Source organism: Caproiciproducens faecalis (genome assembly GCF_019448085.1).
In the GTDB taxonomy this organism is placed as follows: Bacteria; Bacillota; Clostridia; order Oscillospirales; family Acutalibacteraceae; genus Caproiciproducens; species Caproiciproducens faecalis.
In genome coordinates this window covers 132,379-147,613 of record NZ_JAGFNZ010000003.1, presented here as the reverse complement: position 1 = coordinate 147,613, position 15,235 = coordinate 132,379, and the positions used below count along the sequence as shown (strand labels likewise).

Annotated in this window: 13 protein-coding genes; 6 read left to right on the top strand and 7 right to left on the bottom strand. The window is 52.8% G+C overall.

The genetic code is table 11. The annotated features are described in order from the left end of the window. Window positions 1–5: 5 nt before the first annotated feature. Window positions 6–578, bottom strand: a complete 573-nt coding sequence (locus tag J5W02_RS09420) for a DUF6143 family protein (RefSeq protein ID WP_219965437.1) — start codon at window positions 576–578, stop codon at window positions 6–8. Between the two features lie 106 nt (window positions 579–684). Next, a complete protein-coding gene (locus J5W02_RS09415) occupies window positions 685–1,917 on the bottom strand; it encodes an ROK family transcriptional regulator (protein ID WP_219965436.1) in 1,233 nt (410 codons plus the stop codon). Window positions 1,918–2,230: 313 nt separating this feature from the next. Here J5W02_RS09415 and J5W02_RS09410 point away from each other — a divergent pair, with 313 nt between their 5' ends. The 6 genes from J5W02_RS09410 (at window position 2,231) to J5W02_RS09385 (ending at window position 10,489) form a co-directional block, all read left to right on the top strand. Next, complete coding sequence (locus J5W02_RS09410; protein ID WP_219965435.1) at window positions 2,231–3,877, top strand: peptide ABC transporter substrate-binding protein; 1,647 nt, start codon at window positions 2,231–2,233, stop codon at window positions 3,875–3,877. A gap of 160 nt (window positions 3,878–4,037) precedes the next feature. Then, window positions 4,038–4,979 carry an ABC transporter permease gene (locus J5W02_RS09405; RefSeq protein ID WP_219965434.1) on the top strand — a complete coding sequence of 314 codons (942 nt, stop codon included), beginning with the start codon at window positions 4,038–4,040 and terminating at the stop codon, window positions 4,977–4,979. Window positions 4,980–4,983: 4 nt separating this feature from the next. Next, entirely contained in the window at window positions 4,984–5,910 is a 927-nt protein-coding gene (locus tag J5W02_RS09400) for an ABC transporter permease (protein ID WP_219965433.1), read from the top strand. Window positions 5,911–5,922: 12 nt separating this feature from the next. Next, window positions 5,923–6,933, top strand: a complete 1,011-nt coding sequence (locus tag J5W02_RS09395; protein ID WP_219965432.1) for an ABC transporter ATP-binding protein — start codon at window positions 5,923–5,925, stop codon at window positions 6,931–6,933. After that, complete coding sequence (locus J5W02_RS09390) at window positions 6,926–7,906, top strand: ABC transporter ATP-binding protein (RefSeq protein ID WP_219965431.1); 981 nt, start codon at window positions 6,926–6,928, stop codon at window positions 7,904–7,906. Before J5W02_RS09395 ends, J5W02_RS09390 begins: the two co-directional genes overlap by 8 nt. Before the next feature lie 33 nt (window positions 7,907–7,939). After that, entirely contained in the window at window positions 7,940–10,489 is a 2,550-nt protein-coding gene (locus J5W02_RS09385; protein ID WP_219965430.1) for a transglutaminase domain-containing protein, read from the top strand. A 105-nt stretch (window positions 10,490–10,594) separates the two neighbouring features. On the opposite strand, the gene J5W02_RS09380 is transcribed toward J5W02_RS09385, so the two are convergent. The 5 genes from J5W02_RS09380 to J5W02_RS09360 form a co-directional block, all read right to left on the bottom strand. Further along, window positions 10,595–11,017, bottom strand: coding sequence for a GNAT family N-acetyltransferase (locus J5W02_RS09380; protein WP_219965429.1), 423 nt, complete (start codon window positions 11,015–11,017; stop codon window positions 10,595–10,597). Window positions 11,018–11,038: 21 nt separating this feature from the next. Beyond that, window positions 11,039–11,383, bottom strand: coding sequence for a hypothetical protein (locus tag J5W02_RS09375; RefSeq protein ID WP_219965428.1), 345 nt, complete (start codon window positions 11,381–11,383; stop codon window positions 11,039–11,041). A gap of 249 nt (window positions 11,384–11,632) precedes the next feature. After that, window positions 11,633–12,601, bottom strand: a complete 969-nt coding sequence (locus J5W02_RS09370) for an ABC transporter permease (RefSeq protein ID WP_255575668.1) — start codon at window positions 12,599–12,601, stop codon at window positions 11,633–11,635. Window positions 12,602–12,617: 16 nt separating this feature from the next. Further along, on the bottom strand, window positions 12,618–14,123 hold the full coding sequence (locus tag J5W02_RS09365; protein ID WP_219965427.1) for a sugar ABC transporter ATP-binding protein: 1,506 nt from the start codon (window positions 14,121–14,123) through the stop codon (window positions 12,618–12,620). An 81-nt stretch (window positions 14,124–14,204) separates the two neighbouring features. Then, window positions 14,205–15,185 carry a substrate-binding domain-containing protein gene (locus tag J5W02_RS09360; RefSeq protein WP_219965426.1) on the bottom strand — a complete coding sequence of 327 codons (981 nt, stop codon included), beginning with the start codon at window positions 15,183–15,185 and terminating at the stop codon, window positions 14,205–14,207. Window positions 15,186–15,235 lie beyond the last annotated feature (50 nt).

Here is a 15,235-nt window from a genome sequence, read left to right as displayed (position 1 = left end):
GTCAGCTAAATTTTTTCTTCCCACCAGCCGAAGGCGATTTTGCCGGAGGCGGCAGCTTTTGCATCTTCCTGAAGCGTTACATATACCAAAAAAGAACCGCCGGGCGGGAAAATCAGCTTTCCGTTTTCCGTCTCTACCAGAGTGACCCCGGGTTCTCCAATGCGCACAAACGCCCTGACGCCGTATTTTGGCTCCCCGCGGACATCGGACGCCTGCTGCAGCTTGACCCTCGGTCTTGGGGCCGGCTGAATGGCCGTGTTGGACGGGGTGACCAGCGTTGATTCTTCCGGAACTCCCGGCGGGTCCGCGTTGAACCAAAACTGGGCGCGGAAGGGCGATTCGGAAATATCCGAGACCGTCCACACGTTCACATGCAGGTTTACGCCGGACCCGCGGGGATTGTAAAGCCTTGCCCAGGCGCTTGTACCGTTTGCGAAGGTTAAATTGTCAGCGTAACCAATAAAATACTTTCCTTTTACGGACTCATACAGTTCTATCGGAATATTGACCGCTTTCTCGTATTCTTCAAATCGGCCATTGTAGCTGTTATAGCAGGGAACCTGATTTCTGTAGTCCATCTGCAACTCACACCTTTTCGGCAGCGGTTTTTTTGTTGTGTAATCTCACAGAATCATCATGCTGCCGTCTGTGTATATTATGTCAAAAGGAATACTAAGGTGCCGATTAAGTACGCTCGTGGCCCTGATTGCACAGCCTGTCGAAGATCACTTCTTTGGACAGCGCGAAAAGTCCGTATATTCCCGAATTTTTCTCCAAAAGAGCGGGAACAACCTTTACCGGGGTAAACGCGTTTTCCTGCACAATTCGGTTGATGATCGGGAGCATCTGTGAATGGAAAACGGTGTACTCCCCGCCGAAGATCGCCAGATCGCAGTTGAGCAGGCAGACTATATTGGAAATGCATCCGCCGATAATCACGGCGATATCGTCCACACATTCCTTCAGGAACGGGTCGCCGTCCCGCCAGACCCGGATAATGTCTTTGAATCCGATTTTCTCCACGCTTTTCCCCAGCGCGGCAAACGCTTCCCGAGTACCCTGCGGCGCTTCCGCACGGATTCTGGCGGTCAGCCCGTTGATATTGGTCGAGCCGCCCAGATTGTTGAAGGACATCCCGCGCGCGCGCACCATATCGTTGTGAATGGTGATCTCGTTCGCGATTTCACCGGCACAGTTGGTGCTTCCCTCGTAAATTTCCCCGTTGAGGATGATGCCGGCACCCAGCCCCAGTCCGCCGCTGACGTACACCAGATCTTTGGAATATTTTCCCGCACCGCTGGTGAATTCTCCCACGGCGGCCGCGTTTACGTCGTTGACCACCAGCACCGAAGTGCTGAATTGCTCCTCCATCTGCCGCGAAAAATCTCCCATGTTCCAGTTGGCAAAGTTGGAGTTGGCAAAAAAGGTCCGGTTAACGGAGTCATAGATGCCCGGACAGGAGATCGCAATAATCGCCAGATCTTTACTGGTCAGGTTGTTGGAGGAAAGCAGAAGCTTGACCGCGTTGAGCACCAGCTCCAGCCGGGTTGCGTAGGGGGAATCGTTGGAAATATTTACCGTAAACTTATTGATGATTTCTCCGCCCAGATTGGCAAGCACGAAAATCGGGTCCTCGAAATTCAGCTCAATGGCAATAATATACTGGAATATTTTGTTGAATTTCAACAGAATCGGTTTTCTGCCGCCGGAGGACATGGAAACCCCCTCACCGAACTCCTGTATGATGCCAATATTCAGCAAAGCTGCAATATTTTCTGTCATAGCGGACTTGCTGATGAACAGTTCACGCGCCAATTCGGCCCTTGAAATAGGCTCATCGCTATAGATTTTGTCCAGAATCACTCTTTGATTAATGGACCTGATATGTGTTTGATCTACAGTTTGTTTGATGTTCATCACGATCCGTTCAAATTAGGTATAGTTCGTAATCTATACGAACTTTTTAATTAATCATATCACGGGAGAATATTAATTACAATACCTGGATTTTAAATAAAAAGCCCTTGTTTCGATTGACATTTTACAAAGATGGTGGTAATATCAAAGCTGTTAATAGTTCGGAAACAAAACAAACTAATAATTTTGAATTTTTTAGGAAACAATCATTCAGCCCGTCGTGTTTTCCATCAGCGTATTCTGTAGAAAGAAACTGTTAACTTTGTACAGAATTCAACAATATTAACTACAAGAAAGAGAAGTGATTGATTTTATGAAAAAGAGCAAACTGCTTGCACTGATTCTGGCCGCTTCCATGGTACTGGCTACCAGCGGCTGTGGCTTTACCGGCACAGCGAGCAGCACCGCGGCATCCGGTCCGGCCCAATCCGAAAGCACAACCAAAACCTCGGACGGCACTATTACTGTTTATGACACCAATGAAATCAGAACAATGGTACAGTGGGCTGCGTCCGACAACAACTCCTTTACCATTCTGAACAACGTTTCCGAAGGTCTTTACAGACTGAACGAAAAACATGAGCCGGAACCGGCACTGGCGGAAAGCTACAAGGTTTCCGACGACAAACTGACCTACACCTTTACCCTGAGGGACGGCCTCAAATGGAGCAACGGCACCGCCCTCACCGCAAAGGACTTTGTATTTTCCTGGCTCAAGCAGATGAGCACGGACGCCACCAACGGCTACTCCTTCATTATGACCGACTACATCGTAAACGGTGCGGAGTACCTTGACAACAAGGCCAAAGCGGAAGACGTCGGCATTAAGGCGCTGGACGACAAAACTTTGGAAGTTAAACTCAAGCAGCCCACTCCGTATTTTGTAAGACTGACCGTTCTGCCCATGTTCTTCCCGCTCAACGAAGAATATGTCAAATCCCAGGGCGCAAACTATGGCTTGAAGGCAGACAACATGATCTACTGCGGCCCGTACACCCTTGCCACCTATGACCCGGCAAGCGGCAGCACCCTTAAGAAGAACGACAGCTACTGGGATGCGGCAAACGTAAAGGTTTCCAACGTAAACGTACGCATCATCAAGGAGCAGGCCACCGCGCTCAACGCTTACAAATCCGGTGAGCTCTCCAGAGTAACGCTTTCCTCTTCCGACGTACCGGCAATGAAATCCAACGCGGAATTCAGCTCCACCAGCGAATTCAGAACCACTTACCTCCAGTTCAACACAACCGACAAAGTGGTTTCCAACAAAAACATCCGTCTTGCCCTCGGCTATGCCATGGACCGCAAGACCCTTGCAGACGTTATCCTTGCAGACGGCTCCGCTCCGGCTACCGGCCTGATTGCGAACGGCATGTTCGGTGACGGCAGCAAAACCTTCCGTGAGCTCAACAGCGACATCACCACCTTTGACGCAGCAAAAGCCAAGGAATACTGGGAAAAGGGCGTTAAGGAACTGGGCAGTGCTCCCGCCATTACCCTTCTGACAGAAGACGATTCCGTAACCAAGACGGTTGCTACTTATATTCAGGGCGAATTCAAAAAGAACCTGGGCATCGATGTTAAGATCGATTCCAAAACAAAGAAAGCAAAGAACCAGCTGATGGACGACAACAACTACCAGATGGCGATCACCGCATGGGGCGCAGATTATGACGACGCTATGACCTACATGGATCTGTGGACCAACGGCACCCCGTACCGCGGCAACTACAAGAGCGAAACCTACAACTCCCTGATTGCCGACGCGAAGAAGCAGACGGACGACGCGAAGCGCCTTCAGGATATGCTCACCGCGGAAAAGACGCTGGTTGCAGACGACGCAGTGGTTTCCCCGCTGTTCTACAGAGGCTTTGCCTACCTGACAAAACCGAACGTAGTGAATCTGGTAACTCATCCGTTTGGGCCGCCGATCGAATTCAAATATGCTTCCTTAAAATAATTCACCCTACATTAAACATGCTATAAAGACAAAGAGGAGGATCATCAAATGACCTCCTCTTTGTCATCACTACGGCAATTCCATTCAGTTTGCGGGAAGAAACGCAAACTTGTTGCAGAATCAACTGGAAATGCTATTAAGATAAAGGAGGGCATACGGAATGTTCAAATATATCTGTAAGCGGATTGTGTATCTGCTGATTACCCTGCTGATTATTGTCACCACAACATTCTTTCTGATGAAGCAGCTGCCGGGCACCCCGTTTGACGCGGAGCGCTTCAATTTGCTGTCGGCGGCACAGCAGGCACAGTTCCTTGAAAAATACGGCCTGAACGATCCGGTCATCGTGCAGTACGGGAAATACATCGGCAATGTGTTCAGGGGGGATTTCGGAACATCCTTCTTCTACACGGGCCAGCCGGTTTCCGGGGTAATTATGGGTCGTATCGGCCCGTCCGCCCTGATTGGTCTTCAGGCAATCCTGATCGGACTTTCCGTAGGGCTGATTCTGGGAATCATCGCCGCCTGGCGGCACAACAGCGGCATTGATTACTTTACCATGGTGGTCGCCGTTCTGGGTGTTTCTGTGCCAAACTTTGTGGCCGCGGCGCTTTTACAGTATTATGTAGGCTTAAAGTGGGGCGTTTTGCCCGTCGCCTTCTGGCAAAGCTGGAAAAGCTCCATTCTGCCCTCTGTCGCGCTGTCGTTCGGCGTGACCGCCATGATCGCGCGGTTTATGCGAACCGAAATGCTGGATGTTCTGGAGCAGGACTATATTGTCACCGCAAGGGCGAAGGGGCTGAACCAGTTCAAGGTTCTGATGCGCCACGCGGTGCGCAATTCCATCATCCCCGTCGTCACTATCCTGGGGCCGATTGTGGTCAATCTGCTGACCGGTTCGCTGGCGGTGGAGAACATCTACAGCATCCCGGGCATAGGCAGCCTTTTTGTCGATTCCATTAAGACAAACGACTATTCCACCATTATGGGAATCACGATTTTCTACAGCGCGTTCTACATTTTTGTGGTAATGGTGGTCGACATCCTTTATTCGGTAATTGATCCGAGAATTCGCCTGGCATCCGGCGGGAAGGGGGAGTGACAGTATGGCGCAGAAAACAGAAATTTCACAGGAGCTTTTCACAAAAGCCGTGGTAGACAAAGACGAGAGAGAACATATTGCCCGCCCCAACCTGACCGCGTTTCAGGACGGCTGGCTGCGGCTGAAGAAAAACAAGGCGGCGGTCGTCAGTCTGGCGATTCTGGTTGTGATTATCCTGCTGGCTGTCTTCGGGCCGATCTTCTCCAAATACACCTTTTATGACACCGATTATCTGCATACTTACAACGGGCCCAGTGCGACGCATCTGTTCGGCACCGACCAGTTCGGGCGCGACCAGTGGGCGCGTATCTGGCAGGGCACGCGGATTTCCCTGCTGATTGCCGTTGCCGCGGCGTTTATTGATCTGTTCATCGGCGTTACCTTCGGCGCGGTTTCCGCGCTGTTCGGCGGCAAAGTGGACGCGGTCATGCAGAGAATCATAGAAATTCTGGTCGGAATTCCGCAGCTGATTATCGTCATTCTGCTGATGATGGTCATGCCGGCAGGGATCTGGACGATTGTAGTGGCTCTTTCCATTACCGGATGGGTCAACATGGCGCGTTTGGTGCGCGCGCAGATTTTAAAGCTGAAAAATCAGGAATTTGTTCTGGCCGCCCGTGTTCTGGGTACCGGCAACAGAGAAATTATTCTAAAACATTTAATTCCGAATACCGTGGGCGTCATTGTTATTAACGCCATGTTCACCATTCCGTCGGCGATTTTCACCGAAGCGTTTCTGAGCTTTATCGGAATCGGTCTGGCGGAACCGCAGGCCTCGCTCGGTGTTCTGATTAACAACGGGTATCAGGTGCTTCAGAATTTCCCGTTCCTGCTGATCTTCCCGGCCGTGGTCATTGTTTTAATCATGGTCTGCTTCAGCATTTTGGGCGACGGGCTGCGCGACGCGCTTGACCCGAGAATGAGACAGTGAGGAGGGCGCGCTATGAGTAAGCTTTTGGAAGTTGAAAATCTGAATGTCCATATCAAAACACAGCACGGGATTGTGCAGGCGGTGCGCGGCGTGAGCTTTTCACTGGAAAAAGGGGAAACCCTCGCCATTGTGGGCGAGTCCGGCTCCGGAAAATCCATCACGGTCAAGGGCGTAATGGGTCTGCTGCCCTCAAACGGTAAAATTGCGGAGGGCTCCGTCCATCTGGAGGGGAAAGACCTTGCTTCGCTCAGCGAGCACGAGATGCAGAAAATTAGGGGCTGCGACATCTCCATGATTTTTCAGGACCCCATGACTTCCCTGAACCCGACCATGACGGTGGGCAAGCAGATTATGGAAGTCCTGCATGAGCACCACCATGAGCTGACCAAAGAACAGTTAAAGCAAAAAGCTCTTGAGCAGATCAAGCTGGTCGGCCTGTCCAACCCGGAAACACGGTTCGGGCAGTACCCTCATCAGCTTTCCGGCGGTATGCGCCAGCGCGTGGTCATCGCGATTGCGCTTGCGTGCAGCCCGAAGGTGCTGATTGCGGATGAACCCACCACCTCGCTGGACGTGACCATTCAGGCGCAGATTCTGGATTTGATGAAGGATCTGCAGGGGAAAATCGACACCTCTATTATTATTATCACTCACAATCTGGGCGTGGTCGCCAACATTGCGAACCGCGTGGCCGTGATGTACGGCGGCAAGCTGGTGGAAACCGGCAGCGTGCGCGACCTGTTCTACCACACCGCCCATCCCTATACGAAGGGACTTCTGGCCTCCATCCCGAAGCTGCACGAAAACGAGCAGCAGCTTTTCTCTATCCCCGGTACGCCGCCCGACCTGATGGACCCGCCAAAGGGCTGTCCGTTCGCCGCGCGCTGCCCGCACACAATGAAGGTGTGTCAGGAATTTATGCCGGAATATACCCATCTTTCCGACACGCACTGCGCCGCCTGCTGGCTTCTTGACAGCCGGGCGCAGCAGGAAGCCGCAAAGGAGGGCGAAAATCATGTCTGAGCAAAAAGTGATTCTTGAAGTCAAGAATTTAAAGCGATATTTCAACGTAGGCAAAAACCAGACCCTGAAAGCGGTCGACAACGTCAGCTTTACGGTCTATAAGGGCGAAACCTTCGGTCTGGTCGGCGAGTCCGGCTGCGGGAAATCCACGCTGGGCCGCACCATCATCCGCCTTTACGGCGCGACCGGCGGCGAAGTTTTGTTTGACGGAGTCAACGTACACGGCAAACTGAGCGGAGCGCAGAGCCACGAGCTTTCCCGCCGGATGCAGATGATCTTTCAGGATCCGTACGCTTCCCTGAACCCGCGCATGAAGGTCATGGACATCGTTGCGGAGGGAATCGACGCGCACGGGCTGGCAAAGTCCGCGCAGGAACGCGCCCAGATGGTCATCGACCTTTTGGAGGTCGTCGGCCTGCAGGAAGAGCACGCCAACCGTTTCCCGCACGAATTTTCCGGCGGCCAGCGCCAGCGCATCGGCATTGCCCGCGCACTGGCGGTCAACCCGGACTTCATCATTGCGGACGAACCGATTTCCGCGCTGGACGTTTCCATTCAGGCGCAGGTCATCAACCTGCTGAAAAAGCTGCAGGAGCAGCGTCAGCTGACTTACCTGTTCATTGCGCATGACCTTTCCATGGTCAAGCACATCAGCGACCGCGTAGGCGTCATGTACCTTGGCAGCATGGCGGAGCTGGCCTCCAGTCAGGAATTGTTCGACAATCCCCTGCATCCCTACACACAAGCGCTTCTTTCCGCGATTCCTCTGCCGGACCCGGACTTGGAGCAATCCCGCAGCCGCGTGGTGCTGGAGGGAAGCATCCCCAGCCCGATCAATCTGCCGGAGTGCTGCCATTTCTGTTCCCGCTGCCCAAAAGCCACGGAGCTCTGCAAAAAGAAAGCTCCGGAAATGGTGGAGGCACAGCCGGGTCACTGGGTAGCGTGCCATTTGATTCCGTCCCCCTGCAAATAGGCGGTCAGGGCGTATGTTAGGAGGATCATGTAAATGACATTTTCACAGGAGTTACAGGACTCCGTTCACCAGCAGTTCCTCAAAACGCAGTCCACTCTGGGGCTGCGCGGCGGGGAAATTCTTTCGCGGCTGGAGGGCTGCGAGGGAGACCGGCGAACCGCAATGGAGTTTTTTTATAGTACGATGCCGTCCGCCGATCTGGGGGACTGCGATTTTTCCCTCTATCTGAACTATGTGGATTTCGGCCTGTTCCTGAGGGAGAACTCCCCGTGGGGCAGCCGGATTCCGGAGCCAATTTTCCTGAATTATGTTTTGTATTACCGCATCAATAATGAAAAGATAGAAGACTGCCGTAAATTCTTTTATGACGCCCTGCACGAACGGATCAGGGGGATGAGCATGAAGGAAGCCGCGCTGGAAGTCAACATCTGGTGCGCCGAGCACGTCACCTATCAGGCCACCGACGAAAGAACGGTTTCCCCGCTGACCGCGCTGAAATCCTCTTACGGCAGATGCGGCGAAGAATCCACGTTCACCGTCACCGCTCTGCGCAGTGTGGGAATTCCCGCACGGCAGGTCTACACCCCCCGCTGGGCGCACTGCGACGACAACCACGCGTGGGTGGAGGTCTGGTGCGACGGGGAATGGTATTTCCTCGGCGCGTGCGAGCCGGAGCCGGTTTTGAACCGCGGCTGGTTTACAGAAGCCGCCGCCCGCTCCATGCTGATGGACAGCAAGTCCTTCCTGCCCATTGACGGGGAGGAAGCCATCTGCACGGACGGGCAGACGCTCATTTTAAACGAAATCCGCCGGTACGCGGAGGCTCGCCGGTTCACGGTCACGGTTACGGGCAAAGCCGGCCCGGTTTCCGGCGCGACCGTGGGGTTTGAGCTGCTTAACGGCGCCGAATTTTACCCCGTCGCGTCCGTCGTTACCGACGAAGCGGGCAAAGCCGGGGTTACGCTGGGATTCGGCAGCGTACATATCCATGTTGAAAAGGACGGTAAATTCGCCGAAACTTTTGCCGACACGGAAGAGACCGACACCGTCGCCGTTGATTTTTCCGAAGCGGTACATTCGGAGCCGGAAATGCTGGAAGAGTTTCGCTTTCGTGCCCCGAAGGACAGCACCAGAAATATGGTTCTGCTGACTCCGGAGCAAAAAGAACTGCGCAGGCAGACCATCGATTGCGCCGAGCAAAAGCGACAGCAGTACGCCAAAAGCTTTTATCAAAAAGAGAAGGCCGAAAGGCTCGCCGCGAACTTTGCCAACCCGCAGGAGGTTCTGGCGGTCCTCAAAGCGGCCGAGGGCAACTTTGAGGAGCTGTACCGCTTTCTTTCCAAGGATTTCGGTGCGGGAACGCGCGAACTTCAGCTGAAAATGCTTCAATCCCTTGCGAAAAAGGACTGGCGGGATGTCGAAGCCAACCTTCTTGCGGAGCACTTCGCGCATTCACTCCGGTATCAAGCGGATTATCCCGAAGAGATCTTTGTTCCCTTCATTCTTTGCCCCCGGGCACATTTTGAGCAGCTGACGCCTTACAGCAGGCTGCTTTCCGGTCTTTTGGCCGAACAGACGGCGGCATACCGCAACCAGCCCGAACGGGTGTGGGAATCCATTTCCCGCTTTCAGACACCGCCGGAGCGCGACAGCGAACGGCTTTCCGGCACTCCGGCCGGTATCCTTTCCAGCGGTCAGGCGAACGAAATGGGACGCGGCATCCTGTTTACCGCCATCTGCCGCACGCTCGGGATTCCTGCTCGTATCAATCCTATTGATTTATACCCTCAGTACTATCAGAACGGAGCCTTTCAAAACGCACGGGAATCTGCCGGGGAAAGCGGCGGCGCTGAACTGACACTTCTGGGCGGCGAAGAAAACTGGTCGTACCTTCACAATTGGACCATGTCCGTACTGAAAAACGGCGTGTACCAAACTCTGGAACTGACAAATTCCGTCTGGACGGACGGAGCACTGACGCTTTCCCTGCTTCCGGGACATTACCGGCTGATTACCTCCAGCCGCACGCCCAACGGCAACCAGTTTGCCAGGAAGTACTGTTTCCACCTTGCGGATAAAGAGAAAAAAGAACTTGCCGTTTCCCTGTTCCAGACGCAGATTTCCGACCTGTTTGTCGATATTCCGCTGCCGCCGTTCCAGCTCTTGAGCGAAAACGGCGAACCCGTTTCTTCCACGGCCGTCATCGACGGAAAAACCGCCGTGATGGTCTGGCTGGAAGAGGGGCGCGAACCCACGGAACACATCCTCAACGAATTTATAGAAGCCCAAAGCAAGCTCAACGCACTGGACTGCGAGATGATCTTTGTCATCCGCGACCGCTGTGCGTGGGAAAACGATACCTTTGCAAAGGCGTGCAGGGCTCTTCCCGGCGCGCGCGTCTATTATTCGGACTTTGCGGAAACCGCCGCCCCGCTGGCGCGCAGAACCTTTGTAGACCCGGAAAAGCTGCCGCTCACCATCGTTGCGCGGAGCGACCGGAGCATTTACGCCTGCAGCGGCTACAACGTGGGCATTGCCGACCTGCTGATGAAAATCATTGCGGCTGCCGACACCAAAAGCTGAGGGGAACCCAACCTGATTACAAGAACAAAAACACCGCCTGCTTACGGGACTGCCGTAAGCTGGCGGTGTCTGTTTTTATGGAACTGAAGTAATATATATGTATGATTATGCTTTTGTGTACCGCTGTGACATACCGGCGCCCACCGTTTCGTTTGGGCGCTCCGTAAAGCCGAGCTGCTTATAAAAGGATTCCCTGCCTTTCGCGGCCATCAGGTTGAAAAGAATTGCCTGTCCGCTTTTCAGCCGGGAGGTGAAAAACGCCATCAGCTCCTGTATCATTGTTTTGGCGATACCGTTTTTCTGGTAATCCGGATGGACGATCACGTCGGAAATCAGCACGACATACCCGCCGTCGCTGATGGCGCGGGCGTGCCCGACAATGTTGTCCCCATCCAGGGCACAAATAAGATAAGCGGAATTGCGCAGTCCCTCCTTTGCCTGAGCGGGCTCAATCGGGTCCCACCCGACCGACCTGCGCAGCGCGTTGTAATCCTCCACGGTAATTTCATGGCGGTATTCTATTGCCACATGGCTTCATTCCCTTCCATTTTAAACGGTTTTCTTTGATTTTTCCTTTTTGGCTCCGGCTTTGGATGTATCGTCTTTTTGCAGAAATATTTTCACCGCGACATACAGATTGTAGACGGCTCCCAGAATCAGCGGGATCAGCGGATAATTGAGGACGCTGTAAAGAGTATGAGAACCGTTCTGTATCACGTCTATGTTCATTTGCAAAGGCGTATACTGAACGCCGCCGACACTGAGCGTACCCATGTTGGCCGGTATATAAAGGGCCTGACGGACATCCCGCATAAAATACCCCGTCATGATGATCGTAAAAGCCAAAATAAACAAATTTCTTCCCAGTACATGCAGCAGCAATTTTTGATCCATTCCCGGCATTCCTCCTAATTTCAATTCTTTCCTGTCTTCCTGTCTTTTTGCGCAGAGGGAATCAAATTCCGTTTTCATGCCAATTATAGCATTGAATACCGGCTTCTGTATAGAGCAAAATCTATTTTATTTTCTGGGAATTTCGACCCAATATCCGAGCTTCTATTTCTCCCTCTTAACAACAAACAGGGGCCGTCCCGGTCGATTGCCGGAACGGTCCCTGTCCAATGAATAGGGAATTTTCTATCATTATAAATCTTTTTTGTTCTGGTCAAAGATCACCGCAATCAGGATAATCGCGCCCATGGCAATCGTCTGCCAGTAGGAGGAGATGCCCAGAAGGCTGAGCGCATTGTTGATAATGCCGATGACGCACAGGCCGAGGATGGTCTGGCTGATACCGCCGCGTCCGCCGCTCATGCTGGTGCCGCCCATGGCGACCGCCGCGATTGCGTTCAGTTCGTATCCGTTTGCCGCCGCGGGCTGGCCCGCCTGCAGGCGGGAGGAAAGTACCGCGCCCGCAAGAGCCGCCAGAACGGCGCAGATGATGTATACATAAAACTTAACGCGTTTTACATTGATTCCGCTCAGCTGGGAAACGTCCTCGCTGCTGCCTACGGCAAACACATAGCGGCCAAAGCAGGTTCTGCGCAGAATCAGGAAAGCGACCGCCAGAATGATAATCATGATAATGACCATCACCGGAATCGGGCCAATATAGCCGAGTCCCAGCCACGCGTACGCGTCCGGAAGCCCGAAAACCGGCTTCGCGTTGGTGTAGACGTAAGCAAGTCCCCTCGCAATGCTCATCATGGCCAGCGTCGCGACAAACGGAGGTACGCGAAGCTTTGCAATGTTGAACGCCGTAATGGCGCCGCAGATGCCGCCGACCACAAGGGAGGTGCCGAAGATGACCAGCAGGCTCATCGGAATACCGGCGTTGGGGGTCAGCTGAATCAGCGAGGTGGACACAATGCCGGAAAGGGCCGCCACCGAACCGACGGAAAGGTCGATGCCCCCGGTCAGAATGACAAAGGTCATGCCCGTAGCAATCAGCGCGTTGATGGTAATCTGCATCAGTACGTTAATGAGGTTGCCCACTTCGGCAAAGCGCGGCACAGAGATCAGGGAAACAATGAACAGCGCCGCCAAAAAGAGCACCATCGTATAATCCTGGGTAATATGTCTGAGCTTTTTCATCGCATTTTCATTTTTCATTTTTATGCCTCCCGGCTCAGCCAGCGTTCAGGCTGGCAAGCTTCATTATGTCTTTTTCAGCTACATCGGTATTGTCAAGCATTCCGGAAACGCGTCCCTCGCGCATAATCATGATGCGGGTGGAAACGCCGATCACCTCCGGCATTTCGGACGATACCATGATAATGCTGCCGCCGTTTTCCACAAATTCCTTCATCAGGGCGTAGATTTCGGCTTTTGCGTTGACGTCGATCCCTCGGGTTGGCTCATCCATAATCAGGATTTTCGATTTTGCGACCAGCCACTTGGCGATAACCACCTTTTGCTGATTTCCGCCGGAAAGGTTTTTGGTACGCGCGTTTTCGTCCGGGGTCTTGGTATGGAGCCGCTTAATATAGTCCCGCGCAACGTCCGTTTCCCATTTCTGGTCAATCACCCCGTGGCTGGAATTGGCGTAAAGGCTGGCGAGCGAAGTGTTTTCCTTTACAGACTTCTGCAGCAGCAGTCCCTGCCCTCTGCGGTCCTCGGGAATCAGCCCGATTCCCGCCTTGATTGCCTCACGCGGGGAGCGGAAGTGAACCTCCTGCCCAAAGACAGAGCATTTGCCGCCGTCCAGTTTATCCGCTCCGAAAATCGCGCGCATCACTTCGGTTCTGCCCGCGCCGATCAGACCGGCAACGCCCAAAATTTCGCCCCTTCTAAGTTCGAAGGAAACATCCTCAAACACGCCGCTGCGCGTCAGATGCTCCGCTTTCAGCACAATTTCGTCCTTGATCGCTTCCTTTTCCGGCCGGTAGTAGAACTGGGTCATCTGCCGCCCGACCATCAGGGTAATCATGTCGTCCTCCGAAATTTCGGAGAGAAGAGCCGTTTTAATCAGCTGTCCGTCGCGCAGGATGCTGATACGGTCGCCGATGGCTGTAATTTCTTTCAGCCTGTGCGATATATAAATAACCGCGACATTATTTTTTTTCAATTTATTAATGACAGTAAACAGTGCGTCCACCTCTTTGTTGGAAAGAGAGGAGGTCGGTTCGTCCATAATGACCAGTGAACTGTCCTGCGAAACCGCTCTGGCAATTTCCACCATCTGCCTGTCGGCATTGTTCAGTCGGCGGATCATGGCCTTGGCGCTGATTTTTACGCCGATGGAATCTAAAATTTCCTGTGTTTGCTGATTCATGCTTTTTTTGTCGATCAGGCCGGTTCCCGCTATTTTCGGCTCCCGCCCAAGAAAAATGTTTTCCGCTACGGTTAAATCGGGAATAACGCTTAATTCCTGATGGATGACACTGATTCCGTGCGCCAGCCCCTCGCGGGTGTTCATAAAGCGCACCTCTTCACCGTTGACTTTCAGGCTGCCGCTGTCGGTCTGGTATACTCCGGAAATGATCTTAATCAGCGTGGATTTTCCGGCTCCGTTCTCCCCTAAAAGGACATGGACTTCGCCCGGATAAAAATCTACCGAAATATCGGACAGCGCTTTAACCCCGGGAAAGGACTTATTGATATTGGACAACTCTACAATCGGTTTCTGCCCCATTTGTATGCTTCCTTTCCATACAAAATTAAATGGCGGGGACAGGCAATGGCTCACCCATCCCCGCGGAAAAATCAGGTAGGCTTATTTGGCGTTGGATTTATCAATGATATACGGAGAAATTGCGATCAGTTTCTCAACGGATTTGCCGTTTACAGTGTCCACCGCTGCCTGAAGAGCGGTCTCGCCGATCTTAGCAGGGTCCTGTGCAACGTCTGCAACCCAGAGGCTGCCTTCTTTTTTGATTTCGGCTACGCCTTCCGCGTTTCCGTCAAAGCCGATGATCTTTACTTTTTTATTCGCTGATTTAATGGAGGAAAGAGCGCCCATAGCGGCCGGATCGCCCACGCAGAAAACCGCGTCAAGGTCGGCGTGCTTCTGGAGCATGTTCTGCATGACGTCGGCAGCCTTTGCCTGGTCACCGGAATAGTTCTGAACGTCTACGACCTTCACGTCGGGAGCGTTCTTTGCAAGCCACTCTGTGAAGCCTTTTTCACGGTTTACGCAGCCTTCGATTTCGGAGTAGGTAATGACCGCTGCGTTCCCTTTTTTAGCGGTAAGCACGCTCTTGACAAGATATTCGGCAGCCAGCTCGCCGCCCTTGTAGTTATCGGTGGAAATATGGCTTACGGTTTTTCCGTCGGACGGAACATCCATTGTCAGAACCGGAATGTTTGCCTTTTCCGCCAGTTCAACCATGGATTTGCTGCCCGCTGAGTTTGTGGGGCAGAGAAGAATCGCGTCAACCTTCTGTGTAATAAAGTCCTGAACCTGGCTGAGCTGTTTGCTGGCGTCCTGATTGGCGTCCTGAACAACGAGCTTTACGCCGAGTTCTTTTGCTTTGCTGTTCAAAGCGGTTTCAATATTGTTGTAGAAAACGTGCTCTCTGGTCAGAAGGCTGACACCGACGGTGATCTCCTTCTTCGCTGTGTCCGCTGTGGAGGCGGGTGCACTCGCCGCCGCGCTGCTTGCGCTGGCGGTACCCGGGCCGGAACAAGCCGCAAGAGTGGAAATTAAAGTTGCCGCTGCTAATACAATTCCTAATAATTTGCTAAACCTTTTCATTTTAATCCTCCTAAAAATTTATGAAAATGGATGGAATCCAAATTCGTCTT

Bases quoted from the DNA above. Each gene is read 5' to 3' on its own strand.
- J5W02_RS09420 (WP_219965437.1), bottom strand. From the start codon at position 578: ATGGACTACAGAAATCAGGTTCCCTGCTATAACAGCTACAATGGCCGA.
- J5W02_RS09415 (WP_219965436.1), bottom strand. From the start codon at position 1,917: ATGAACATCAAACAAACTGTAGATCAAACACATATCAGGTCCATTAAT.
- J5W02_RS09410 (WP_219965435.1), top strand. From the start codon at position 2,231: ATGAAAAAGAGCAAACTGCTTGCACTGATTCTGGCCGCTTCCATGGTA.
- J5W02_RS09405 (WP_219965434.1), top strand. From the start codon at position 4,038: ATGTTCAAATATATCTGTAAGCGGATTGTGTATCTGCTGATTACCCTG.
- J5W02_RS09400 (WP_219965433.1), top strand. From the start codon at position 4,984: ATGGCGCAGAAAACAGAAATTTCACAGGAGCTTTTCACAAAAGCCGTG.
- J5W02_RS09395 (WP_219965432.1), top strand. From the start codon at position 5,923: ATGAGTAAGCTTTTGGAAGTTGAAAATCTGAATGTCCATATCAAAACA.
- J5W02_RS09390 (WP_219965431.1), top strand. From the start codon at position 6,926: ATGTCTGAGCAAAAAGTGATTCTTGAAGTCAAGAATTTAAAGCGATAT.
- J5W02_RS09385 (WP_219965430.1), top strand. From the start codon at position 7,940: ATGACATTTTCACAGGAGTTACAGGACTCCGTTCACCAGCAGTTCCTC.
- J5W02_RS09375 (WP_219965428.1), bottom strand. From the start codon at position 11,383: ATGGATCAAAAATTGCTGCTGCATGTACTGGGAAGAAATTTGTTTATT.
- J5W02_RS09370 (WP_255575668.1), bottom strand. From the start codon at position 12,601: ATGAAAAATGAAAATGCGATGAAAAAGCTCAGACATATTACCCAGGAT.
- J5W02_RS09365 (WP_219965427.1), bottom strand. From the start codon at position 14,123: ATGGGGCAGAAACCGATTGTAGAGTTGTCCAATATCAATAAGTCCTTT.
- J5W02_RS09360 (WP_219965426.1), bottom strand. From the start codon at position 15,185: ATGAAAAGGTTTAGCAAATTATTAGGAATTGTATTAGCAGCGGCAACT.